Origin of the sequence: Antarcticirhabdus aurantiaca (assembly GCF_009765365.1) — a bacterium.
Lineage (GTDB): Bacteria > Pseudomonadota > Alphaproteobacteria > Rhizobiales > Rhizobiaceae > Antarcticirhabdus > Antarcticirhabdus aurantiaca.
In genome coordinates this window covers 253,831-275,542 of sequence record NZ_VTOM01000003.1, presented here as the reverse complement: position 1 = coordinate 275,542, position 21,712 = coordinate 253,831, and the positions used below count along the sequence as shown (strand labels likewise).

The window sequence follows — 21,712 nt, the reverse complement described above, 5'->3', positions numbered from 1 at the left end:
ACCTCGATGAGCGGTCGCGGACACGAAAGGTCGAACCCTGAGATGAACGGCGTCACGCAATTCCTGGGCGGCTCGCCGCTTTCGGTTCTGATCCGGCTCGTCATCCTGTCGGTGGTGGTCGGCTTCATCCTGGCCTGGCTCGACATCCGCCCGATGGAACTCGTCGACTGGATCGTCGGCCTGTTCGAATGGGCGTGGACGTCGATCTTCGGCTCGTTGAACCGCGCGGTGGACTACTTCCTGCTCGGCGCGGTGATCGTCGTGCCGCTCTTCCTCCTGTCGCGCCTCCTGAAGACCGCCAATCGGGGCTGATCCGGCTTGCGGCGGTATGCGGGCGCCGATAGCCTCGGGGCTTCGCCCCTCGTCCGCAGGCAGCCCCCATGTCGTCGACGGTCTTCGGCGCGGTGATCCTCGCCGCGCTGCTTCACGCGCTCTGGAACGCCCTCCTGAAGTCGGAGGGCGACAAGTATGCCGGCTCGATGGCCGTCTCCTTGGGCAGCCTGCCGCTCGCCGCCGGCTGCCTCGCGGTCTTCGGCCTGCCGGCGCCGGAAGCCTGGCCCTACGTCGCGGCGTCCGGCGTCATCCACACCGTCTACTTCCTCTGCCTGCTCAACGCGTATCGCGCGGCCGACTTCACGCAGGTCTATCCGATCGCCCGCGGGGCGGCGCCCGTGCTGACGGCCGTGTTCGGCGCGGCGCTGCTCGGCGAGATCCTGTCGCCGCTCCAATCAGCGGCGGTCCTGGTCATCGCCTGCGGCGTGATGAGCCTCGTCTTCGCCGCGCGCGGCACGCGCGTCATGAGCGGCGCGGGGCTCGCTTGGGCGCTCGCGACGAGCGCGGCCATCGCGACCTATTCGCTGAACGACGGGGCGGGCGCGCGGCTCGCCGGCAACAGCGCCGCCTTCTACGGCGCCTCATCCATCCTCAACTGCGCGCTTCTCGCTTTGGTGATCCGCTTCCTGAAGCCCGGCGCGGTCACCGCCGGCCTGACGCGGGCCCCGCGCTCGCTGATCTTCGGCGGATCGATCTCCTTCGTCGCCTACGCCCTCGTCACCTGGGCGTTCTCGCAGGCGCCGATCGCGATGGTCTCGGCGATCCGCGAGGTCTCCATCGTCTTCGCCATCCTGATCGGCACCTTCGTTCTTCGCGAGCGGATGAACTGGCGCAAGATCGGCTCGACCTTCCTCACGCTTCTCGGCGTCGTGCTCCTGCGGACGGCGCGCTGAACTCGGCCGTCGCGGCGCGGTGGACGATGGAGTGGCGGCGGGCGAGGGCGTCGATGTCGCGCGAATAGCCGCCGCCCAGGACGCAGGCGACGGGCACCCCGGCCTCGCGGCAGAAGCCGATCACCGCACGGTCGCGGGCCATGAGCCCTTCGTCGGAGAGCGACAGCCGGCCGAGCCGGTCCTCGGCATGCGGATCGACGCCGGCATTGAAGAAGACGAGGTCGGGAAGGCTGGCGTCGAAGGACTGCGCGAGGGCCGGCATGAGGGCGTCGAGATAGGTCGCGTCGCCGATGCCGTCCGACAGCTCGACGTCCAGGTCGGAGCGAGCCTTCTCGCTGGGATAGTTCTTCGCCGCGTGGATCGAGAGCGTGAAGACGCGTTCGTCGTCCTCGAAGATGCGCGCCGTGCCGTCGCCCTGGTGGACGTCGCAGTCGACGACGAGGACGCGGTTCACCTCGCGGTCGGCGAGGAGCACCCGCGCTGCCACCGCCACGTCGTTGAAGACGGAGAAGCCGGCCCCTGCCTCGCGGCGGGCGTGGTGGCTGCCGCCCGCCGTGTTGCAGGCAAGGCCCTGCTCGAGCGCGAGGCGGGCGGTCAGCACCGTGCCGCCGCAGGCCGCGCGCGAGCGCAGCGCCACGCGCTCGTCGACGGGAAAGCCGATCGCCTTCTCGATCTCCCGCGGCACGGCCGCGTTCAGCACCTGGTCGACATAGGTCGCGGAATGGGCGAGGCGCAGCCACGCGGCCGGCGCGGGAACGGGCACCTGCCAGCCGTCGGCCGGAACGAGGCCGTCCTCGACCAGGATCTCGGCGAGCCGCGAGAACTTCGACATGGGAAAGCGATGCGCGGGATCGAAGCGCGCGTCGAAGGCGGGATGGTGGACGATGGGGAGCGGCATCGCCCGCAATGTAGGGGAGGCCGGCCGTTCGCGGCAGGGGCGCCGTCGTCGCGCCCTGCCGCCTTCAGAACACCTTCGAGCCCCGCGCCAGCACCGCGTCCACCGTCCTGTCGCGGAACTCGGCGAGCGAGGCCGCGCCGGTGCGGTCGAGCAGGCGGACGAGGCCGTGGAGGATGCGAAGGGGAAGTTCGGGGCCGCCATAGACGAGGCCCGTATACATCTGGACGAGGTCGGCCCCGGCCTCGATCTTGGCGACCACTGTTTCCGCGCTGTCGACGCCGCCGACGCCGATCAGCGGGAAATCCTTGCCCACCGCCTTGCGGAAGGCCGCGAGGACGTAGGTCGAGCGCTCGAAGAGCGGACGTCCTGACAGCCCGCCCTTCTCCGTGCCGAAGGACGTGCGCTCGACGCCGCGGCGCGACAGCGTCGTGTTCGACACGATGAGCCCGTCGAGGCCGTAGCTCGTCGCGGCGTGGGCGATCGCCTCGATCTGATAGGTCTCGAGATCCGGCGCCACTTTCAGGAACACCGGCCGGCGCGGCATGGCGGCGAGGGCCGCGTAGCCGTTGCGCGCGGCGACCACCGCCTCGATGAGGTCCTTCAGTTCCGAGCCTTCCTGGAGCTTGCGAAGGCCCGGCGTGTTGGGCGAGGAGATGTTGATCGTGAGGTAGCGCGCCACCTCCTCGAAGCGGTTCACGCCCTCGACGTAGTCGCCGATGCGGTCGGCCGAGTCCTTGTTGGCGCCGATGTTGACGCCGACGATGCCGGCCTTGCGCGCGCGCGCGCAGAGCCGCTCGAAGGCGTCGGCATGGCCCTCGTTGTTGAAGCCGAGCCGGTTGATGATCGCGTGCTGGTCCGCCAGGCGGAAGATGCGCGGCCGGTCGTTGCCGGCCTGCGGCTTGGGCGTCAGCGTTCCCACCTCGACGAAGCCGAAGCCGAGGCGCAGGAGCGCGTCGGGAACCTCGGCGTTCTTGTCGTAGCCGGCGGCAAGGCCCAGCGGATTGGGGAAGCGGATGCCGGCGACGGTGGTGCCCAGCCGGTGGTCGACGGGCAGGTTCCGGCGCGGCAGGAGGCCGCTCTTCAGCGCCCGGATCGACAGGCCGTGCGCGGTCTCCGGATCGAGCCGGAAGACGAAGGGGCGGGCGAGCCCGTAGAGGTCGCTCATGCGAGATCCGGGGGAAAGCGATGGACGCCGTCCTCGCCGAGCGGCAGGGGCTCGACGGCGCGGACGGCCGAGAGGGGCATGGGGTCGTAGAGATGCGGGAACAGCGCGCCGCCGCGCGAGGGCTCCCAGCGCAGGGCCGAGCCGAGCGCCGCCGCGTCGACCGAGACGAGGAGGAGGTCGGCCTCGCCGGCGAAGTGCTTCGCCGCCGTTTCCCGCACCTGCGACGCGGTCGAGAAGTGGATGTAGCCGTCGCGGGCATCGACGGGCGCGCCGGCGAAGGCGCCGGCCGCCTCGGCCTCGACCCAGAGCGGCCGCGGAACGATCTTGTAGATGATGGCGTCCATGCCATGGGCTTTGCCGGAGACGCGGGCGCGCGTCAACGAAGGGCGAGCCCCGCAACGGGAGAACAACCACCATGCAGCAGTTCATCGCCCGCCTGACCGTCGAGACGCGGGGCCGCTCGCTCCTCGACGTGACGCGGCGCGTCGCGGAGATCCTCTCGGAGGAGGGCGCGCGGGAGGGCCTCCTCACGCTGTTCATCCGGCACACCTCGGCCTCTCTCCTCATCCAGGAGAATGCCGACCCGGACGTTCGCGCCGACCTCCTCGACGCGCTCGACCGGCTGGCGCCGCAGAACGCGCCCTACCGCCACGACAGCGAAGGGCCGGACGACATGCCGGCGCACGTCAAGACGGCGGTCACCGGCACGAACCTGTCGGTGCCCGTCGCGGAAGGGCGGATGCTGCTCGGCACGTGGCAGGGGATCTACGTCGCCGAGCACCGGGCTCGTCCGCACCGGCGCGAGGTCGTGCTGCATTTCGTTGGTGCGCTCACAGATCGGTGAGGAAAAGCGGAGCGAAAGCCTCGGCGGCGCCCGGGCCGCGCCTATTCTCAACCTTTGCGGCAGCCCTAGACGGGACGTGAAGGAGCGCAAATGGCCATCCTCAAGGAATTTCGGGAATTCGCCCTCAAGGGCAACATGGTCGACCTCGCCATCGGCATCATCATCGGCGCGGCCTTTTCCGGCCTCGTCAACTCGCTCGTCACCGACATCATCATGCCGGTCGTGGGCGTCGTGACCGGCGGCATCGACTACACCAACAAGTTCGTGCCCCTGACCGGCGGCGTCACGGCGACAGGCCTCGACCAGGCGCGCACGCAAGGCGCGGTGCTCGCCTACGGCAAGTTCGTGACGCTGGCGATCAACTTCCTCATCGTCGCCTTCATCCTGTTCCTCGTCGTGAAGGGCATGAACCGGCTGAAGCGCAAGGAAGAAGCGAAGCCCGCGGCCGCGGCGGAGGTGCCGCGCGAGGAGAAGCTCCTGGAAGAGATCCGCGACATCCTCGCCTCCGGACGCTCGGCTCCGGCAGCGGCGGCGGCATCGGTCGCCGCGACCTCCCGGCCGGCCGGCGGCGTGCCTCCGGCCTGAGCGCCGGAGGAGCCCGCGGCGAGGGTTGATTCTCGGTCCGGAACGGGCGAAACGGACGGCATGGGCGCGCCTCGACCGGGGTTGATGGTCTCCTGGCGGGACCGCTCCGACCTGCGGCGCGCCGACCCTTCGCCGAAAGTCCCGTCCCCCATGAGCGATCTCCAGCGCCTGCGTCGCGAAGCCCTCGACGCGCCGGAAAGCGGCATCGTCGCCGTCATCAACTACGCCCGCGGCCGCGAGGGCCTGATCCCGCTCTGGGCGGGCGAGGGCGATCTCGCCACCCCGGACTTCATCTCCGGCGCGGCGGCCGAGAGCCTGAAGGCCGGCGAGACCTTCTACACCTGGCAGCGCGGCCTGCCGGAGCTGCGCCAGGCGATCGCCGACTACGCCACGCGGCTCTACGGCACCTCGCTCGGCCCGGACCGCTTCTTCGTCACGAGCTCGGGCATGCACGCGATCCAGATCGTCTGCGCCATGCTGGCGGGCGCCGGCGACGAGCTGGTGTTCGTCGGCCCGGCCTGGCCGAACTTCGCGGCGGCGGCCGAGGTCAACGGCGCCAAGGCGCGCGAAGTCTCGCTCGACTGGTCGACGGCGCAGGGCTGGAGCCTCGACATGGCCAAGCTGCGCGCGGCCGTTGGCCCCGCCACCAAGGCGATCTTCCTCAATACGCCGTCCAACCCGACGGGCTGGACGGCGACGCGCGAGGACCTCGCAGCCGTCCTCGATCTCGCGCGGAGCGCCGGGATCTTCGTGATCGCTGACGAGATCTATTCCCGCTTCTTCTATGCCGGCGCGCGGGCGCCGTCCTTCCACGACGTGGCCACGCCCGACGACCCGGTGATCTACGTCAATTCCTTCTCGAAGAACTGGGCGATGACCGGCTGGCGCGTCGGCTGGATCGAGGCTCCGGCCGCCTTCGGCGACGTCATCGAGAACCTCGTCCAGTACTCGACCTCGGGCGTGCCGGCCTTCGTGCAGCGCGGCGCGCTCGCCGCGATCCGGCACGGCGAGGACTTCGTGGAGGAACAGGTGCAGCGGGCGCACCGCGCGCGCGACATCTTCACCGACGCGCTCCTGTCCACCAACCGCGTCGAGATCGTGCCGCCGGCCGGCGCCTTCTACGCCTTCTTCGCCGTCGACGGACTGGAGGACACCCGCGCCGCCGCCTTCCGCATCTGCGACGAGGCCGGCGTCGGCCTCGCCCCCGGCACCGCCTTCGGCCCGGCCGGCCGGCGCTTCCTGCGCGCCTGCTTCCACCGCCGGCTCGACGAGGTCGAGGCGTCCGCCGAGCGCCTCGCCCGCTGGATCGGCCGGGCGGCGTGACGGCCGACCGGCGCCGCATCCTGTCCTTCGCCGCGACGCTCGCGATCGGGCTTGCCGGCGGGGCCGCGGCGTCCTTCGCGAACCTGCCGGTCGCCTGGCTGCTCGGCCCGGCATTGCTCGTGTCCGTCGCGACGCTGGCGGGCCTTCACACCGACCTGCCGCCGAAGCTGCGCGACCTCGTCTTCTTCCTGCTCGGCATCCAGGCGGGATCGGGCGTGACCCCCGCGGTCGCCGAGCAGATCGCGCTCTGGCCGCTCTCCTTCGCGATCCAGATGCTCGGTGTCGGCCTGACGGTGGTGCTGTCGGTCGCCTTCCTGCGCCGTGTCTTCGGCTGGGACAAGGACACCGCGCTCTTCGCCTCGCTGCCCGGCGCCCTGTCCTTCGTGCTCGTCGCGGCGACGCAGACGCGGGCGGATATCGCGCGCGTCACCGTGGTCCAGAGCGTCCGGCTGATCCTTCTCATCGGCGCCCTGACGCCGACGCTCGCCTGGCTCGAAGGCGGAGCCGCCGAGCAGGCGGGCGCCGCCCGCGGTGCCGAGGGCGGGCTCCTCGAATTTGCGCTGCTCTTCGGCATCTGCGCGGTCACCGCCGTCGCCGGCGTGAAGCTGCGGCTGCCGGGCGGCCTGATGCTCGGAGCGCTGATCGGCAGCGCCGTCCTTCACGGCACCAGCCTCGTCGACGCGACGCTGCCGCCGATCGTCGCGATCCCCTCGCTCCTGCTCCTCGGCGTCCTGATCGGCTCGCGCCTGCGCGGCATCGACCGGGCGATGGCGGGCCGCCTTCTGCCGGCCTCGCTCGGCGTCTTCGCGCTCGGGCTCCTCGCCTCGGGTCTCGCCGGCCTTGCCGGCGTCGCCCTCCTCGCCATCGACTTCGGGACGATCGCGCTCGCCTATGCGCCGGGCGCCCTGGAAGCGCTGACGATCCTCGCCTTCCAGTTCAACCTCGACCCGGCCTATGTCGCGGCCCACCACGTGGTCCGCTTCATGTGCATCGCACTGGCTGTGCCGTTCCTGGCGCGGAGGGCGTCTTCCGGCCGCAACGGGCTGGGCGACCCGGAATAAGGGACGCCCTCAGGCGTCGATCGCAGCGAAGACGGAAGGGGCGGGCGCCGGGGCCTCGCCGCCGGCCGGGCCCCAGGCGACGAGCCAGGCGGCGAAATCGTCCCCGGTGTCCGACAGCTCGTAGGGGTGGCTGGCCCGCAGGAACACGGCATCGCCCGCGGAGAGCTCGTGCTCCTCGCCCTCGTAGGCGAGGCGGCCCGATCCGGCGGCGACGATCAGGACGGCGTCCTGCAGGCCCGGCCGCGCGGCGCCGCTCGCCTTGCCGCCCACGAGATGCAAGCTCATCGTTCCGTGCGCGAAGCCTTCCGCGCCCGGCTGTTCGGCGGGCGTGGCGTGCGGCAGCTTCTGGAGGAGCTCGGTGAGGGAGGTCTTCATCGGGGCGGCTCCGGGGGAACGTGGATGTCCGCCCCGAACGGCGGCGAAGGCGAAATGGTTTCCCGCCTTCACCCGCCTTGCCGCCGGCCGTCAGCCGCCGGCCTGGCTCACCACCAGGGGCGTGACGTTCTCGCCCCGCTCGGGAACGGCCGGCCGCTCGCCCGCGAAGGGGATGCCGAGCGCGTTCCAGGTCTCGACCAGGGCGTCGCGCAGCGTGTCGATCAGCGCGTCGCCGTGAAGCGGCGTCGGGGTGATGCGCAGGCGCTCCGTTCCGCGCGGCACGGTCGGATAGTTGATCGGCTGGATGTAGATGCCGTGCTCGGCCAGCAGCCGGTCGCTCGCCTTCTTGCACAGGTCGGGATCGCCGACGAGCACGGGCACGATGTGCGTGTCGGAGGGCATGACCGGAAGGCAGGCCTCTGCAAACACCGCCTTGGTGCGGGCGGCCTGCCGCTGCTGCCCGTCGCGCTCGTTCTGCGACGTCTTGAGGTGGCGGATCGAGGCGACAGCGGCCGCGGCGAGGGCCGGAGGCAGGGCGGTGGTGAAGATGAAGCCGGGCGCGTAGGAGCGCACCGCGTCGATCACCGCCTTGGAGCCGGTGATGTAGCCGCCGAGAACGCCGAAGGCCTTAGCGAGCGTTCCCTCGATGACGTCGATCCGATGCGCGACGCCATCACGCTCCGAGATGCCGCCGCCGCGCGCGCCGTACATGCCGACGGCATGGACCTCGTCGATATAGGTCATCGCGCCGTAGCGCTCGGCGAGGTCGCAGATTTCGGCGATGGGCGCGACGTCGCCATCCATCGAGTAGACGCTCTCGAAGACGATCAGCTTGGCGCGCTCCGGGGGCGCGGCCTTGAGCAGCTCTTCGAGATGGGCCAGATCGTTGTGGCGGAAGATCTGCTTCTTGGCGCCGGATTTCCTCACGCCCTCGATCATCGAGGCGTGGTTCAACTCGTCCGACAGGATCAGGCAGTCCGGCAGCAGCCGGGCGATGGTGGAGATCGACGCCTCGTTCGACACGAAGCCGGAGGTGAAGACGAGGGCGGCTTCCTTGCCGTGCAGGTCGGCGAGCTCGTGCTCAAGCTCGACCAGCGGGTGGTTGGTGCCGGAAATGTTGCGCGTGCCGCCGGCGCCCGAGCCCATGGCGCAGACCGTGTCGCGCATGGCGCCGATCACGTCGGGGTGCTGCCCCATGCCGAGATAGTCGTTGGAGCACCAGACGGTGATCTCCTCGGCCGTCCCGTCGTGACGCCAGACGGCGGCGGGGAAGCGGCCGGCGATGCGTTCAAGGTCGGCGAAGACGCGATAGCGCTTCTCTGCGTGGAGCGCTTCGATCGCAGCTTCGAAATGACCTTTGTAGTCGATCATGCGATGACTCCCTTTCGAGAAGGGTTCTAAGGACGAGGGGCCTGAAAGTCCATGATCGGGGCGGGACGAATTGTCCAAGGGTCCCGCCGCTCCGGGAGCGGGATCACGCCTCGGACGGCGTGTCCGGCGGGGCCGGAGCATCGTGGCCAGGATCAGAGTCGGGCGCGGCTTCGCGGTCGCGGCGCCCGCGGGCCTGCTCCTTGCGGCGCTTCAGGTTTTCGCGCAGTTCCGCTTCCAGCTTCAGCCGGCGCGCGCTCTTGTCGTTGCTCATGCCCGTCGCATCCGTTGTCCTGTCCGGCGCCGGCCGGGGAACGGCCGGCGGCTCGATCGATTGACGCGCCAGTGTCTCACCGCATGCCTTTGGATTCGATGACCGAGATCCATCCTCCCGCTCCGATCCGCCTCCTGTCGTGGAACCTTCACGGCTTCATCGGGCGGGGGCGGGCGCCCGATCTCGGCCGCACCCTGGCGGCCGTGGCGCGGCTGTCGCCGGACATCGCGGCCCTCCAGGAGGTGGACGGCCGAACGCGGCTCGGGCGCGGCCCGTTCGCGTTCGAGCGCCTCGCCGAGGGGCTCGGCTACCATCTCGCGGAGGCCCGCACGCTGCGCGGGCGCCGGCCCGGCACGGACTACGGCCACGTCCTCTGGTCGCGTTGGCCCATTCTCGAGGCCGAGATGGTGAGGCTGCCCGGCGGCGTCGAGCCCCGCGCCGCGATCGACGCGCGGGTCGAGACGCCGCACGGCCCCTTGCGCATCCTCTCGACGCACTTCTCGCTGAACCCGCGCGGCCGCCGCGCGCAGGCGCGGCTCCTTGCCGAGCGCCTCGCGGCCGAGCCGGGGCCGGCGCTTCTTCTCGGCGACCTCAACGAATGGCGCGCCGACGGCGCGGTGCACCGGACGCTGAGCGCCGTGCTTCCGGCCTTCGCGCGGCCGCGCTCCTGGCCCGCCGGGCGCCCGGTCGCGGCGATGGACCGGCTCTACGCCAATGGCGGCGTGTCGCTCCTGTCCGGCGGGGTCGACGCGCTGTCGGTCGAGGCCTCGGACCACCTGCCGCTGGTCTGCGAGGTGACGCTGCGCGGGCCGAGCTCTGCCGAGGCGACGAGCCGGCGCGTGTAGGCGGCCTGCGGGTTTTCGAGGACACCTCGCGCGCTGCCGCTCTCGACGATCCGCCCGGCCTCCATGACGCTGACCCGGTCGCAGAGCGCGGCGACGACCGACAGGTCGTGGCTGATGAAGAGGATGGACAAGCCGTCCGCTTCGTTGAGGTCCATCAGGAGGTTGAGGATCTGCGCCTGAACGGACACGTCGAGCGCGGAAACCGCCTCGTCGGCGACGAGAAGCTTGGGACCGCAGATCAGGGCGCGGGCGATGGCGATGCGCTGCCGCTGGCCTCCCGAGAAGGCGTGGGGGTAGCGCCCGGCATCGGCCGGATCGAGCCCGACTCGCCGCAGCGCCTCGCCCACGCGCTCGCGCCGCTCGGCGCGCGACAGGCCGGGCACGAGGTGCAGCGGCTCGGCGACGCTGCGGCCGATGCGGTGGCGCGGGTTGAGGGAGCCGTGAGGGTCCTGGAAGATCATCTGGACGTCGCGGCGGCGCGCCCGCAGCGCGCGACGATCGAGCCCCGACAGGTCGCTGCCGCCGAGGTGGACGGTTCCCTCGTCCGGCCGGTCGAGGATCGCGAGGAGCCGCGCCAGCGTCGACTTGCCCGAGCCGCTCGCCCCGACGAGGCCGTGGATCTCGCCCGGCCGCACCTCCAGCGACACGCGGTCGAGCGCCCGAAAGGGCGGCCGGCGGGCGAACAGGCCGGGCTTGTGGATACGCGAGACCTCGACGGCTTCGGCGATCGGCTGGGGCGCGGCCGGGATCATCGGATCTCGCCCGTTTGTGCGTCGACGCGGATGCAGCGCACGCCCCGGTCGGCGACGACGCGGCGCCACGTCGGCTCGCCGGCATCGCAGGCATCGGTGCGAAAGGCGCAGCGCGGCGCGAAGCGGCAGCCGGGCGGCAGGGCGCCCGGCCGCGGCACGGCGCCGGGGATCGCCGTCAGCCGCGCCCGGCGCCCGGCCTCGCGGGGGCGGGGACGCGGCACGGCCGACAGGAGCGCCCGCGTATAGGGATTGACGGGCCCGGCGAGAACCTCGGCCGCGGCGCCCGCCTCGAAGCGCGTGCCGGCATAGAGGACGAGGAGGTCGGTGCAGGTCCGCGCGACGGCGGCGAGATCGTGGCTGACGAGGATCAGCGCCATGCCCTCGCGCGCGGTCAGCTCGGCGAGAAGGTCGAGGATCTCGCCGCGCACGGCCGCGTCGAGCGCCGTCGTCGGCTCGTCGGCGAGAAGGAGGCGCGGCCGGCGGGCAAGGGCGATCGCGATCGCCGCGCGCTGGCGCTGGCCGCCGGACAGCTCGTGCGGAAAGGCGCCCGCACGCGCGGCGGGATCGTCGAGCCGGACGGCAGCGAGGAGGTCGAGCACCCGCTCGCGCTCCTCGTCGCGCGCGAGCCGGCCGGAGATCCGCAGCGCCTCGGCGACCTGCGCGCCGATCCGCATGGCCGGGTCGAGCGCCGCGCTCGGCTCCTGGAACACCATGCCGATCCCCGCGCCGCGCACGGCATCCCGCTGCCGTTCGGGGGCGGACACCATGTCGGTGGTCTCGAAGCGGATCTCGCCTTCGACGGCCAACCCGTCCGGCACGAGGCCGATGAGGGCGAGGGCCGTCAGCGTCTTGCCCGACCCGCTCTCGCCGACGATGCCGAGGCTCGCCCCAGCTCGAAGGTCGAAGGAAACGTCGGAGACGAGCGAGCGCGTTTCGCCACCCGGCAGGGGCAGCGCGATCGACAGGCCGCGCACCGACAGGAGCGAGGCGCCCGTCATGGCGACCGCCGGGGATCGAAGCGGTCGCGCAAACCGTCGCCGAGGAGGTTGAAGCCGAGGACGGCGAGCGCGATGGCGAGCCCCGGCGCGAGCGCCAGCCAGGGTGCCTGGAGAAAGAAGGTCTGCGAATCCGCCAGCATGCGCCCCCAACTGGGTGCGGGCGGCGCGAGGCCGAGGCCGAGGAAGCTCAGGCCCGCTTCGGTCAGGATGGCGAGGCCGAGCTGCAGGGTCGCCTGCACGAGGAGGTCGCCCGCGACGTTCGGCGCGACGTGCTCGGCGGCGATGCGGGCGGAGGACTTGCCGGCGCCGCGGGCGGCGAGGACGAAGTCCCGCTTGAGGACGCGCATCGCGCCGGCCCGCGCGACCCGCGCGAAGACCGGTACGGTGAAGACCGCGATGGCGATCGTCGCCGTTTCCGGACCGCCGCCGAGAAAGGCGGCCAGCATCATGGCCGACAGGATGGGGGGCACGGCGAAGACGACGTCCATGACGCGCATCAGCGCGGCGTCGAGGATGCCGCCGCGCGCGGCGGCGAGAAGACCAACCGCCGCGCCGGCCACGAGGCCGGCGGCGACGGCCGCGCAGGCGATGCCGAGCGAGTTCGCAGCCCCCGCCATCAGGAGGGACAGGACGTCGCGTCCGAGCTGGTCCGTGCCGAGCAGGCCCGCCTCCAGGGGCGCCTTCAGCCGGTCGGCGACGCGGAAGCCCGAAACGCGCCCGGGCGTCCAGGCGAGCGACAGGAGGCCCGCGCCCGCGAGGGCCCCGACGATCGAACCGCCGATCAGCAGCCGCCGGCTCACCGCCGCGCCCTCAGCCGCGGGTCGAGAAGGAGATAGGAGAGATCGACGGCGAAGTTCACGAGGATGGTGAGCGCGGCGAAGATCAGGACGACATCCTGGATCACCACGACGTCGCGCTGCACCAGCGCCTGGCGCGCCAGGCTGCCGAGGCCAGGCAGGTTGAAGACGTTCTCCACCAGAACGGCGCCGGCGACGAGGAAGGTGAACTGGAAGCCGAGCACGGTGAGGATCGGCGGCAGGGCGTTGGGGAGGGCGTGGCGCAGGATGGCGCGCCGGCGCGACAGACCCTTGGCGCGGGCGAGCCGCACGAAGTCCTCGTTCGCCATGTCGAGGACGGCCGAGCGGGTGACCCGCGTCAGAACCCCGGCCTGGGGCAGGGCGAGCGCCACCGCTGGCATGACCAGCGCCTGCAGCCCCGCGCCGATCCCGGCCTCCCAGCCGGGAAAGCCGCCGGACGGCATCCAGCGCAGCGTCGTCGCGAAGACGAGGATGAGAAGAAGCCCGATCCAGAAGTTCGGAAGCGCCAGGGCCCCTTGCGCGAAGAGGGCCGCTGCCGCGTCCGGCGCCCGGTCGGCGCGGGCCGCCGCCAGCGTTCCGAGCGGCAGGGCGACGAGGATCGCGAGCGCCAAAGCGAGGCCCGCCAGGGGCAGGGTCACGGCCAGGCGGTCGGCGACCAGTTTCGCCACCGGAACGCCATAGGTGAAGGAGGTGCCGAGATCGCCGGTGAGGACGCCGCCGATCCAACGGAGGTACCGCTCGGGCGCCGGCCGGTCGAGGCCGAGCTCGGCGCGCAACGAGGCGAGCGCCTCGGGCGTGGCCTGCGTGCCGAGGCGCGCCGACGCCGTGTCGCCCGGAAGCACCTCCATGGCGGCGAAGACGGCGACGGAGACGAGAAACAGCGTCAGCAGGAGACCGGCGAGCCGGCCGGCGATCAGACCGGCCATGGCGGGGCGGCGCGAGCCCAGCTATTCGCGCCAGGACACGCTTGTCAGGTCGTTAGCGGGGATCGGCTCGTCGTGCCAGAGGCCCTCGATCCGTGCGTCCCAGACACCGAGCTTGGGCATCACGAACAGGAACAGCGCCGGCACGTCGCGCGCCAGGATCTCCTGCGCGGTGCCATAGGCCTCCAGCCGCTTCTCCTCGTCGAGCGAGGTTTCGGCCGAGGCGATCGCGGCTTTGAACTGCGCGTCGTCGTAGCCGAAGTAATAGTTGTCGCGGCCATAGATGGCGATGTCGAGCGGCTCGGCATGGGCGACGATCGTCATCTCGAAGTCGTGCCGCGTCAGCACCTGGTCCACCCAGGCAGCGGGAAACTCGGTCGGCACGATCGTCAGCGTCACGCCGATCTCGGCGAGCATGGCCTGCAGGATCTCGGCCGAACGGGTCGCGTAGGCCATCTGCGGCGTCTTGATGGAGAGCGCGAAGCCGTCGGGATAGCCGGCTTCGGCCAGGAGCGCCCGCGCCTTCTCCGGATCGTAGGCATGGACGGCGGTCAGGTCGCGGAAGCCCGGATCGTTCGGCGTGTAGTGGCTGCCGATCGGCGTCCCGTAGCCGGAGTAAGCTCCCTCGACGAGGCTCGCGCGGTCGACGGCCATCATCAGGGCCTGGCGAACGCGCGGATCGTCGAGCGGCTTGATGCGGTTGTTGAGGCCGGCGACGACCTTGAGTTCCGTCACGCCGACGACGGTCTCGAAGCGGTCGTCGGTCTCCAGGCCCGCGTAGAGCTCCGGCGCGCCGAACTCGGGAAAGGCGTCGACGTCGCCGCTTTGAAGGGCCGCGGCCTGGGCCTGGGGATCGGCGATGAAGCGGAACGTCGCGCCGTCGAGCTTGGGCGCGTCCGCCGCGTTCCAGTAGGTCTCGTTGCGCACCAGCGTCAGCCGGTCGCCCTGGCGCCACTCTCCGAGCTTAAAGGGGCCGGTGCCCACGGGCTGGGTGCGATTGGTCGCCGCCGAACCGGGCTCCACCATGACGGAGGCCGGCCAGGCCAGCCAGAAGAGGAGATTGGCGGCCGGCTTGGACAGCGTGACGACGAGGGTCTTCGGATCGCGGGCCTCGGTCGAGACGACGTTCGCCAGGAACTGCTTCTGCGGATTGGTCGAGTCGGTCGCCCGCATGCGGTCGAGCGAGAACTTGGCGGTTCCGGCGTCGAACGGCACGCCGTTGGAGAAGGTGACGTTCTCCGCCAAGTCGAAGGTGTAGACGAGCCCGTCGGGCGAGACCGTCCAGGACTTGGCGAGCTGCGGCTGGATCCGGCCCTCGCCGTCGATGCGCGTCAGCCCCTCGAAGACGTTCTGCCAGACGACCTGACCGATCGCGACGGGGGCCGCGACGGTCGGGTCGAGGCCGGCGGGCTCGATGGCCATCCCGACAACGATGTCGCTGCGCGGCTGGGCGAGCGTCGCCCCGGTGCCGACGCCGAGAAGCGCAAGGGCCGCGGCCGTCGCGCGGCCGAGTCTCGCAAGACGAGTCAGGGGGTTCTGCATGGTGTCACCGTCGAGATGGCGGAAGCCGGCAGCGTGGCGGGCGGAACGCGCCGCGAAACTTTTTTGCGGCGCCACACATCGCATCCCTTGCGGCGATAGAAAAGCCGCATCCGCCCACTATCCAGCGCTTCGTCGGCCCTGGCGCGAGTCTTCGTCACGGGCCGTCCGCCGGCCCGAGCCGGCTCGCCGGCGGGTTGCGGGTTTCGGCGGGCGGCTCGGCCGGCCTCCACTTCTCGGCAGGCTCGACACCTATCGGGCGGTACCCAGAGCATGCCGGTAGCCAGCGTATAGTTTTCATTTTGCGCTACGAAAAAACACCGACCGTCCAATTCCATCGCTCACACGCAAAACGAAAGGTCTTTATGTCGCGAGGATTTGGGGCCGCTCATGGCAAGCGTCGATCGATCCATTGCTTCATTGTATCGATTTTTATGGCCCCAAGAATGGCCGGCATGGCAACAAACAACTGCTTGACGCGTCTGGTGGACGATCTACAACCGAACTTGTAGGTACCCGACCAGAAGGGTCGTGTCAGTGTTGCAGAATTCCCGATGAAAACCTCACCGAAGATCGAACCCGTGCAGAACACGAGGGCTGTGTCGGATTTCGACAAGATTATCGCCGAGCGGATCCGTCTCGCTCGCCTGGCAAAAGGTTTGTCGCAGGAACGGCTCGGCGAAGCGCTCGGCGTCACGTTCCAGCAGGTTCAGAAGTACGAAAAAGGCGTCAATCGCGTCAGCGCCGGCCGCCTTCATCAGATCGCCGCCGTGCTGGATTGCGACATCTCCTATTTCTTCGGTGATCCGCAGGGCTCGACCGAGTCGCCGTCGCTGAGCCCCGGCGAGCTCCAGCTTCTCATGCGCATGCGTTCTCTCCAGCCCGACGTGCGCAAGGCGCTGCACCGGTTGCTGGACCAGATGGTCTCCAACGACCGCGCTCCTCCCGCTCCGAGCACCGAGACCGATCCCAACGCCTGATCGGCAGGGAAGCCGGCCGCACCGAACGGGCGCGGCCGCCTGGTCTCACGCGCCGCCTTGGTCCGCCACCGCCCGCGCGAGCGCCGGCGCTGGCCCGAGCAGCGGCAGGATCGTTGCCTGATAAGCGTGATAAAGATCCGGCTTGCCGGGCCAGATGGCCGCGGCGGGCCGGTTCAGCGCGTCCAGCTCGTGCCGCCACGAACCCTTGTCGCGGTCGATGAGATAGGTCTCTGCGTAGTCCCACAATCGGCGGTACCAGCGCTCGAAGAGCGGGTCGCCCGTGCGGCGAAGCAGCATGGATGCGGCGGAGATCGCCTCCGTCACGGGCCAGTGCAGGCGCGCGTCGACGACGGGGCGCCCGGCCCAATCGGCCGTGTAGACGATGCCGGGCCGTCCGTCGGGCGCCCAGCCGACCGCGAGCGCCGCTTCGAAGAGCGCCCGCGCGTCGCTCGCCAGCCAATCGGGCGCGTCGCGGCCCGCGCGACGAAGCGATCCCTCGACGCCGAGCGCCAGCCGGCTCCATTCGAAGGCGTGGCCGGGCGTGATGCCGAAGGGGCGGAAGGAATGGGCGGGATCGTCCTGGTTGTAGTTCGGCCAGGGCGTCCAGTCGGCGCGATAATGCTCGGTGACGTGGTAGCCGCTCGCGCTCGCGCCCTCGTGGATCAGCTCCCGGACGATGGAGAGGGCGCGCTCCAGCCAGACCTCGTCGCCCGTCGCGTCGGCGACCGCGAGGAAGGCCTCGGTCGCGTGCATGTTGCTGTTGCCGCCGCGATAGTCCTCGAGGTCGCTCCAGTCGTCGGCGTAGCTTTCGAGGACGCGGCCTTCGTCGTTCGACCAGAAGCGCGCCTCGATCAGCGTCAGCACCTCGTCCAGGAGAGCGCGCGCGCCGTCGCAGCCCGCCAGGAGCGCGGAGGACGCGGCAAGCGCGACGAACATCTGGATATAGGCCGTCTTGCGGCCGTTCTCGCGCTTGGCGCGCTCGCTCTCGAACCAGCCGCCGCGCGCTTCGTCGCGCAACAGCCCGGAGCGCAAGGACGCGACGCCGTGATCGGCAAGCGGCTTGGCGCCGGGAACGCCGCGCAGTGCGGCAACGGCGTAGCAATGGGCGGCGCGGGCGGTGAAGAGGGTGTCGGCCTCGGCGCTCGGCGGCAGGCGGCCCGCCTCGTCCAGCATCCCGAAGCCGCCGCGCTCGAGGCGCGAGGCCGCGGCGAAGCGCAAGAGGCGGCGACTTTCGTCCTCGAGCCACTCGCGATGGGCCGGGCGCTCCAGCCAGGAACCCTTCAGATCGTCGTCGGCCATGGCTCTCCTCCCGCTGGTCCGCGCGCTTATGCGCCCGGCGCGGGCTCCGCTTCAAGAGCGGGACGTTCGAGCCAGGCGCAGAACTCGTCGAGCGATGCGACGCGGTGCTCGGCGGACGTGCCGAGCACCTGCGCCGCGCGCGGCGTGCGGGCGATGCCGACCGGGCGGGCGCCGGCGCGCCGTGCCGCCTCCACGTCGTGCGGCGAGTCGCCGACGAGGCAGACGGCCGAGGCCGGCAAGCCGACGGCGTCGGCGAAGGCGGCGACCATGCCGGGCCCCGGCTTGCCGCCCCAGCCGCTGTCGAAGCCCGCGACGAAGGCGAAGCGGCCGAGGAGCCCGAGCTTGTCGAGATGCGCTCGCGCGGTCTTTTCCGAATCATTCGTCGCCAGACCGATCGGCAGACCCGCCTCGGCGAGCCGATCGAGGCAGACCGAAACGTCGGCGTAGCCGGTCAGCGAGGCGAGGCTCGCCGCGCGGAAGAGTTCGTCCACCCGCGCCACGAAGGCGTCGTCGAACGGAACGCCGATCCGGGCCGCCCAGGCCGGCGCGAAGTCGGGGATGTCGCCTCCGATGATCGGCGAAGCCGGCCGGAAGGTCAGCGCCGCCGGCTCGAAGCCGCCGATGTCGGCGAGTTCGGCGAAGCAGGCGGCGTCGCCCGCTGCCAGCGTCGAGAGCACCGAAGCGGTGGCCGGCCCCCACGTCGCGTCGAAGTCGAGAAGGGTGCCGTCCTTGTCGAAGAGGACGGCCCGAATGCCGCGCGCGCTCATGCCGGCCGGCAGTAGCCGCCGGCCGTCGGCGTCTCCACCGTCACCGCTTCGCCCGGCTCCAGAACCGTCTGGTCGCATCCCTTCAACTCCTCGATCCGCCCGTCGAGGCGGCGCACGCTGGTGCGGCCGATCCGGCCCGGCTCGCCTCCCTCCAGCCCGTGCGGACGCAATGTCCGGTGAGAGGACAGGATCGCGCAGTCCATGCGCTGGAGGAAGCGGATGGTGCGACGCGTGCCGTCGCCGGCGGGATAAGTGCCGCGTCCGCCCGAGCCTTCGACGATGCGGAAATCCTCCAGGAGCACGGGGTAGCGCGTTTCCAGGATTTCCGGATCGGTGAGCCGCGAGTTCGTCATGTGCGTGTGGACGGCGTCGGTGCCGGCGAAGCCCGTTCCGTCGTTGAAGCGGCCGGCCGGTGAGCCGGAGCAGATCGTCTCGTAGTACTGGTAGGTCTCGTTGCCGAAGGTGAGGTTGTTCATCGAGCCCTGGCTCGCCGCCAGCGCGCCGAGCGCGCCGAACAGGGCGTTCGTGACGTGCTGCGAGGTCTCGACGTTGCCCGCGACGACCGCGGCGGGGTAGGCGGGCTTCAGCATCGAGCCTTCCGGCACCACGATGCGGATCGGGCGCAGGCACCCGGCATTCATCGGGATCGATCCCTCGACCATGACGCGGAAGACGTAGAGGACGGCCGCGCGCGTCACCGGCTCGGGTGCGTTGAAGTTGTTGTCGCCCTGCGGGCTCGTACCGGTGAAGTCGACGGTCGCCTCGCGCTTGGTCCGGTCGACGGTCAGCTTCACCCGGATCGTCGCGCCCTGGTCGGTCGGGTACTCGAACTCGGCGTCGGACAGCCGCTCCACGACGCGGCGCACGCTCTCCTCGGCATTGTCCTGGACGTGACCCATGTAGGCGCGCACGGTCTCCAGCCCGAACTGCGCGATCATCCGGCGCATCTCGTGGACGCCCTTCTCGTTCGCGGCGATCTGGGCGCGCAGATCCGCGACGTTCTGGGCGACGTTGCGGGTGGGGTAGGGATGGTCGCTGAGGATGCGCACGATGCGCTCCTCGTCGAAGCGTCCGCGATCGACCAGCCTGACGTTGTCGAAGAGGACGCCTTCCTCCTCGACGGTGCGCGCGAGCGGCGTCATCGAGCCCGGCGCGACGCCGCCGACATCGGCATGGTGGCCGCGCGAGGCGACGTAGAAGAGAATGGTCTCGCCCGCATCGTCGAAGACGGGCGTGACGACCGTGATGTCCGGCAGGTGCGTGCCGCCGTTGTACGGCGCGTTCAGCGCGAACACGTCGCCGGGCCGGATGGTCCCCCGGTTCTGCGCGATGATGCTCTCGACCGAGCGGTCCATCGAGCCGAGATGCACCGGCATGTGCGGCGCGTTGGCGACGAGCGCGCCGTCCGCGTCGAAGACGGCGCAGGAAAAGTCGAGCCGCTCCTTGATGTTGACCGACGACGCCGTGTTCTGGAGCGTCACGCCCATCTGCTCGGCGATCGACATGAAAAGGTTGTTGAAGACCTCCAGGAGCACCGGGTCGGCCCGCGTGCCGACCGCCTGCTCGCGCTCGGCCGCCCGCGCGCGGGTCAGGACCACGTGGTCGAGCGCGGTCACCTCGAAGCGCCAGCCGTCCTCGACGACGATCGTCTGGTGCGCCTCGACGAGAAGGGCAGGGCCCTCAGTGCCCTGGCCGGGCGACAGGTCCTCGCGGCGGAAGACGGGCGCCTCGCGCCAGGCGCCCGCCGAGAAGACCGGCACGCGCCGGCTCGGGCGCGGCGGCTCGTTTGTCGTATCCCGCGCCGTTTCCGGCAGCGGCGTTCCGCCCCCGACCGCCTCGACCTCCAGCGATTCCGCGACGATGCGGCGGTTCTCGAAGCGAAACCCGAACTGCTTCTCGTGCGCCGCCTCGAAGGCCGCCGCCATGCCGGCGGCCTCCGCGAGGTCCACCGGCAGGGCCGTGTCCGTGCCGTCGTAGCGCAGGTGCGCCCGCGCTTCGAGCGTCACCGCGCCGGCTTCGAGGCCCTGCGCCGCCATCTCGTCGAGAACGGCCGCGCCGAGCTCCCCGCGCGCCTGATCGAGCGCTTCGCCGGCCTCGGCGAGCGGCAGGCCGACGGTGCGCTGGCGGACGCTGCGCGTATCGGCGAGCCCCATGCCGTAGGCGGACAGGACGCCGGAAAAGGGATGGATCAGCACGGTCCGCATGCCGAGCGTATCGGCGATCATGCAGGCGTGCTGTCCCCCTGCGCCGCCGAAGGAGGTGAGCACGTAGTCCGACACGTCGTAGCCGCGCCGGACGCTGATCGTCTTCACCGCGTTCGCCATGTTCTCGACGGCGATGCGCAGGAAGCCGTCCGCGACCTCTTCCGGCGATCGTCCGTCGCCGATCCGCGCGGCAAGTTCCGCGAAGCCCTCGCGCACGGCCGCCTCGTCCAGCGGCTGGTCGCGGTTCGGCCCGAAGATCGGCGGGAAGAGGTCGGGCCGGAGCTTGCCGACCATGACGTTGGCGTCGGTGACGGTGAGCGGCCCGCCGCGGCGATAGCTCCTCGGGCCGGGATTGGCGCCGGCCGAATCGGGGCCGACCCGGAAGCGCCCGGCCTCGAAGTGGAGGATCGAGCCGCCGCCGGCCGCAACGGTGTGGATCGACATCATGGGCGTGCGCATCCGCACGCCCGCGACCTCCGTGTCGAAGGAGCGCTCGAAGGCGCCGTCATAGTGGGAAACGTCGGTGGACGTGCCGCCCATGTCGAAGCCGACGACCTTGCCGAAGCCGGCGATCTCGGAGGTCTTCACCGCGCCGACGACGCCGCCCGCCGGCCCCGAGACGATCGCGTCCTTGCCCTGGAAGAGGTGCGCCTCGGTAAGGCCCCCGGACGACTGCATGAACATCAGCCGCGGGGCGTCCTCGCCCGCGCCCAGCCCGAGCTCGCCCGCCACCTGGTCGACGTAGCGCCGGAGGATCGGCGACAGGTAGGCGTCGACCACCGTCGTGTCGCCGCGGCCGACAAGCTTGATCAGCGGCGAGACCTCGTGGCTGACCGACACCTGGGGAAAGCCGATCTCGCGAGCGAGCGCTCCGACCATCGCCTCGTGGGCGGGGTAGCGGAAGGCGTGCATGAAGACGATCGCGACGGAGCCGTAGCCCTCCGCCCGCCTGGCTTCCAGGGCGCCGCGCAAGGCGTCGAGATCGGGCGCCGCCTCGACCGTTCCGTCGGCGCGGACCCGCTCGTCGACCTCGACCACGTCGGAATACAGGAGTTCCGGCTTGATGATCCGCTTGGCGAAGATGTCGGCGCGCGCCTGGTAGCCGATGGCGAGCGCGTCGCGGAAACCGCGGGTCGTGACGAGAAGCGTGCGCTCGCCCTTGCGCTCCAGGAGCGCGTTGGTGGCGACCGTCGTGCCCATCTTGACGCCGGCGATCGTGTCCGGCGGGATCGCCGCGCCGGCCGGAAGGCCGAGGAGTTCGCGGATGCCCTGGACGGCGGCGTCGCGGTAGCTCTCGGGATTTTCCGACAGGAGCTTGTGCGCCTTGAGCGAGCCGTCCGGGCGCCGGGCGACGATGTCGGTGAAGGTGCCGCCGCGGTCGATCCAGAAGTCCCACTTGGCCGCCATCGCCGTCGCACTCCGTGTTTGCCGGGGCGCAGTCGGAGCCGGTTCGCCAGCGAAGGTCAAG

At 71.1% G+C, this 21,712-nt stretch carries 21 protein-coding genes and 1 pseudogene; 8 read left to right on the top strand and 14 right to left on the bottom strand.

Translation table 11 applies throughout. From position 1 onward, the window contains the following. Window positions 1-42 precede the first annotated feature (42 nt). Window positions 43-312 (top strand): DUF6460 domain-containing protein, encoded by a 270-nt coding sequence (locus tag FZN60_RS05210; protein ID WP_246726604.1) that lies wholly within the window; start codon window positions 43-45, stop codon window positions 310-312. Window positions 313-380: 68 nt separating this feature from the next. After that, complete coding sequence (locus tag FZN60_RS05205) at window positions 381-1,226, top strand: EamA family transporter (RefSeq protein ID WP_158871771.1); 846 nt, start codon at window positions 381-383, stop codon at window positions 1,224-1,226. Here FZN60_RS05205 and FZN60_RS05200 read toward each other — a convergent pair. From FZN60_RS05200 to FZN60_RS05190, 3 genes are all read right to left on the bottom strand, one after another. Beyond that, a complete protein-coding gene (locus tag FZN60_RS05200; RefSeq protein WP_158871769.1) occupies window positions 1,186-2,124 on the bottom strand; it encodes a histone deacetylase family protein in 939 nt (312 codons plus the stop codon). The two genes, FZN60_RS05205 and FZN60_RS05200, sit on opposite strands and share 41 nt — an antisense overlap. A 64-nt stretch (window positions 2,125-2,188) precedes the next feature. After that, the gene (locus tag FZN60_RS05195) at window positions 2,189-3,289 is read right to left on the bottom strand and encodes a quinone-dependent dihydroorotate dehydrogenase (RefSeq protein WP_158871767.1); all 1,101 of its coding nucleotides are present in this window, start codon (window positions 3,287-3,289) and stop codon (window positions 2,189-2,191) included. Continuing rightward, on the bottom strand, window positions 3,286-3,633 hold the full coding sequence (locus FZN60_RS05190) for a DUF952 domain-containing protein (RefSeq protein ID WP_158871765.1): 348 nt from the start codon (window positions 3,631-3,633) through the stop codon (window positions 3,286-3,288). The genes FZN60_RS05195 and FZN60_RS05190 overlap by 4 nt, the downstream gene beginning before the upstream one ends. Window positions 3,634-3,704: 71 nt before the next feature. On the opposite strand from FZN60_RS05190, the gene FZN60_RS05185 reads away from it, so the two are divergent. The 4 genes from FZN60_RS05185 to FZN60_RS05170 all read left to right on the top strand — a co-directional run bounded on the left by FZN60_RS05185 (window position 3,705) and on the right by FZN60_RS05170 (window position 7,102). Further along, entirely contained in the window at window positions 3,705-4,133 is a 429-nt protein-coding gene (locus FZN60_RS05185; RefSeq protein ID WP_158871763.1) for a secondary thiamine-phosphate synthase enzyme YjbQ, read from the top strand. A gap of 96 nt (window positions 4,134-4,229) precedes the next feature. After that, complete coding sequence (gene mscL / locus FZN60_RS05180) at window positions 4,230-4,718, top strand: large conductance mechanosensitive channel protein MscL (RefSeq protein ID WP_158871913.1); 489 nt, start codon at window positions 4,230-4,232, stop codon at window positions 4,716-4,718. Between the two features lie 150 nt (window positions 4,719-4,868). Further along, complete coding sequence (locus FZN60_RS05175) at window positions 4,869-6,041, top strand: pyridoxal phosphate-dependent aminotransferase (RefSeq protein WP_158871761.1); 1,173 nt, start codon at window positions 4,869-4,871, stop codon at window positions 6,039-6,041. After that, window positions 6,038-7,102 (top strand): AbrB family transcriptional regulator, encoded by a 1,065-nt coding sequence (locus FZN60_RS05170; RefSeq protein ID WP_246726602.1) that lies wholly within the window; start codon window positions 6,038-6,040, stop codon window positions 7,100-7,102. Before FZN60_RS05175 ends, FZN60_RS05170 begins: the two co-directional genes overlap by 4 nt. A 9-nt stretch (window positions 7,103-7,111) precedes the next feature. Here the strand turns inward: FZN60_RS05170 and FZN60_RS05165 are convergent, their stop codons facing one another. The 3 genes from FZN60_RS05165 to FZN60_RS28580 form a co-directional block, all read right to left on the bottom strand. Continuing rightward, window positions 7,112-7,477 (bottom strand): cupin domain-containing protein, encoded by a 366-nt coding sequence (locus tag FZN60_RS05165; protein WP_158871759.1) that lies wholly within the window; start codon window positions 7,475-7,477, stop codon window positions 7,112-7,114. Window positions 7,478-7,567: 90 nt separating this feature from the next. Further along, window positions 7,568-8,845 carry a 5-aminolevulinate synthase gene (hemA, locus tag FZN60_RS05160; protein ID WP_158871909.1) on the bottom strand — a complete coding sequence of 426 codons (1,278 nt, stop codon included), beginning with the start codon at window positions 8,843-8,845 and terminating at the stop codon, window positions 7,568-7,570. A 106-nt stretch (window positions 8,846-8,951) separates the two neighbouring features. After that, a complete protein-coding gene (locus tag FZN60_RS28580; RefSeq protein WP_199266487.1) occupies window positions 8,952-9,119 on the bottom strand; it encodes a hypothetical protein in 168 nt (55 codons plus the stop codon). A gap of 98 nt (window positions 9,120-9,217) precedes the next feature. On the opposite strand from FZN60_RS28580, the gene FZN60_RS28820 reads away from it, so the two are divergent. Continuing rightward, window positions 9,218-9,964 (top strand): endonuclease/exonuclease/phosphatase family protein, encoded by a 747-nt coding sequence (locus tag FZN60_RS28820; RefSeq protein WP_158871757.1) that lies wholly within the window; start codon window positions 9,218-9,220, stop codon window positions 9,962-9,964. Between the two features lie 212 nt (window positions 9,965-10,176). On the opposite strand, the pseudogene FZN60_RS29395 reads toward FZN60_RS28820, so the two are convergent. The 5 genes and pseudogenes from FZN60_RS29395 to FZN60_RS05130 form a co-directional block, all read right to left on the bottom strand. After that, window positions 10,177-10,716: pseudogene (locus FZN60_RS29395) on the bottom strand (ATP-binding cassette domain-containing protein); the annotation flags it as partial. After that, window positions 10,713-11,714, bottom strand: coding sequence for an ABC transporter ATP-binding protein (locus FZN60_RS05145; protein ID WP_158871753.1), 1,002 nt, complete (start codon window positions 11,712-11,714; stop codon window positions 10,713-10,715). The pseudogene FZN60_RS29395 and the gene FZN60_RS05145, both read right to left, overlap by 4 nt. Continuing rightward, window positions 11,711-12,514, bottom strand: coding sequence for an ABC transporter permease (locus FZN60_RS05140; RefSeq protein ID WP_246726600.1), 804 nt, complete (start codon window positions 12,512-12,514; stop codon window positions 11,711-11,713). The genes FZN60_RS05145 and FZN60_RS05140 overlap by 4 nt, the downstream gene beginning before the upstream one ends. Continuing rightward, window positions 12,511-13,458: an ABC transporter permease gene (locus FZN60_RS05135; RefSeq protein ID WP_158871751.1), complete on the bottom strand. Its 948-nt coding sequence runs from the start codon at window positions 13,456-13,458 to the stop codon at window positions 12,511-12,513. The genes FZN60_RS05140 and FZN60_RS05135 overlap by 4 nt, the downstream gene beginning before the upstream one ends. 21 nt (window positions 13,459-13,479) lie before the next feature. Next, a complete protein-coding gene (locus tag FZN60_RS05130) occupies window positions 13,480-14,997 on the bottom strand; it encodes an ABC transporter substrate-binding protein (RefSeq protein WP_158871749.1) in 1,518 nt (505 codons plus the stop codon). Window positions 14,998-15,548: 551 nt separating this feature from the next. Here FZN60_RS05130 and FZN60_RS05125 point away from each other — a divergent pair. Next, window positions 15,549-15,974, top strand: coding sequence for a helix-turn-helix domain-containing protein (locus tag FZN60_RS05125; RefSeq protein ID WP_158871747.1), 426 nt, complete (start codon window positions 15,549-15,551; stop codon window positions 15,972-15,974). A gap of 45 nt (window positions 15,975-16,019) precedes the next feature. Here FZN60_RS05125 and FZN60_RS05120 read toward each other — a convergent pair whose 3' ends face one another. Genes FZN60_RS05120 through FZN60_RS05110 form a run of 3 tightly spaced genes read right to left on the bottom strand, consistent with a single transcriptional unit; the run spans window position 16,020 to window position 21,651 of the window. Continuing rightward, window positions 16,020-17,273 carry an AGE family epimerase/isomerase gene (locus FZN60_RS05120; protein WP_158871745.1) on the bottom strand — a complete coding sequence of 418 codons (1,254 nt, stop codon included), beginning with the start codon at window positions 17,271-17,273 and terminating at the stop codon, window positions 16,020-16,022. Window positions 17,274-17,299: 26 nt separating this feature from the next. Beyond that, a complete protein-coding gene (locus tag FZN60_RS05115; protein ID WP_158871743.1) occupies window positions 17,300-18,040 on the bottom strand; it encodes an HAD family hydrolase in 741 nt (246 codons plus the stop codon). After that, the gene (locus FZN60_RS05110; protein ID WP_158871741.1) at window positions 18,037-21,651 is read right to left on the bottom strand and encodes a hydantoinase B/oxoprolinase family protein; all 3,615 of its coding nucleotides are present in this window, start codon (window positions 21,649-21,651) and stop codon (window positions 18,037-18,039) included. Before FZN60_RS05110 ends, FZN60_RS05115 begins: the two co-directional genes overlap by 4 nt. Window positions 21,652-21,712 lie beyond the last annotated feature (61 nt).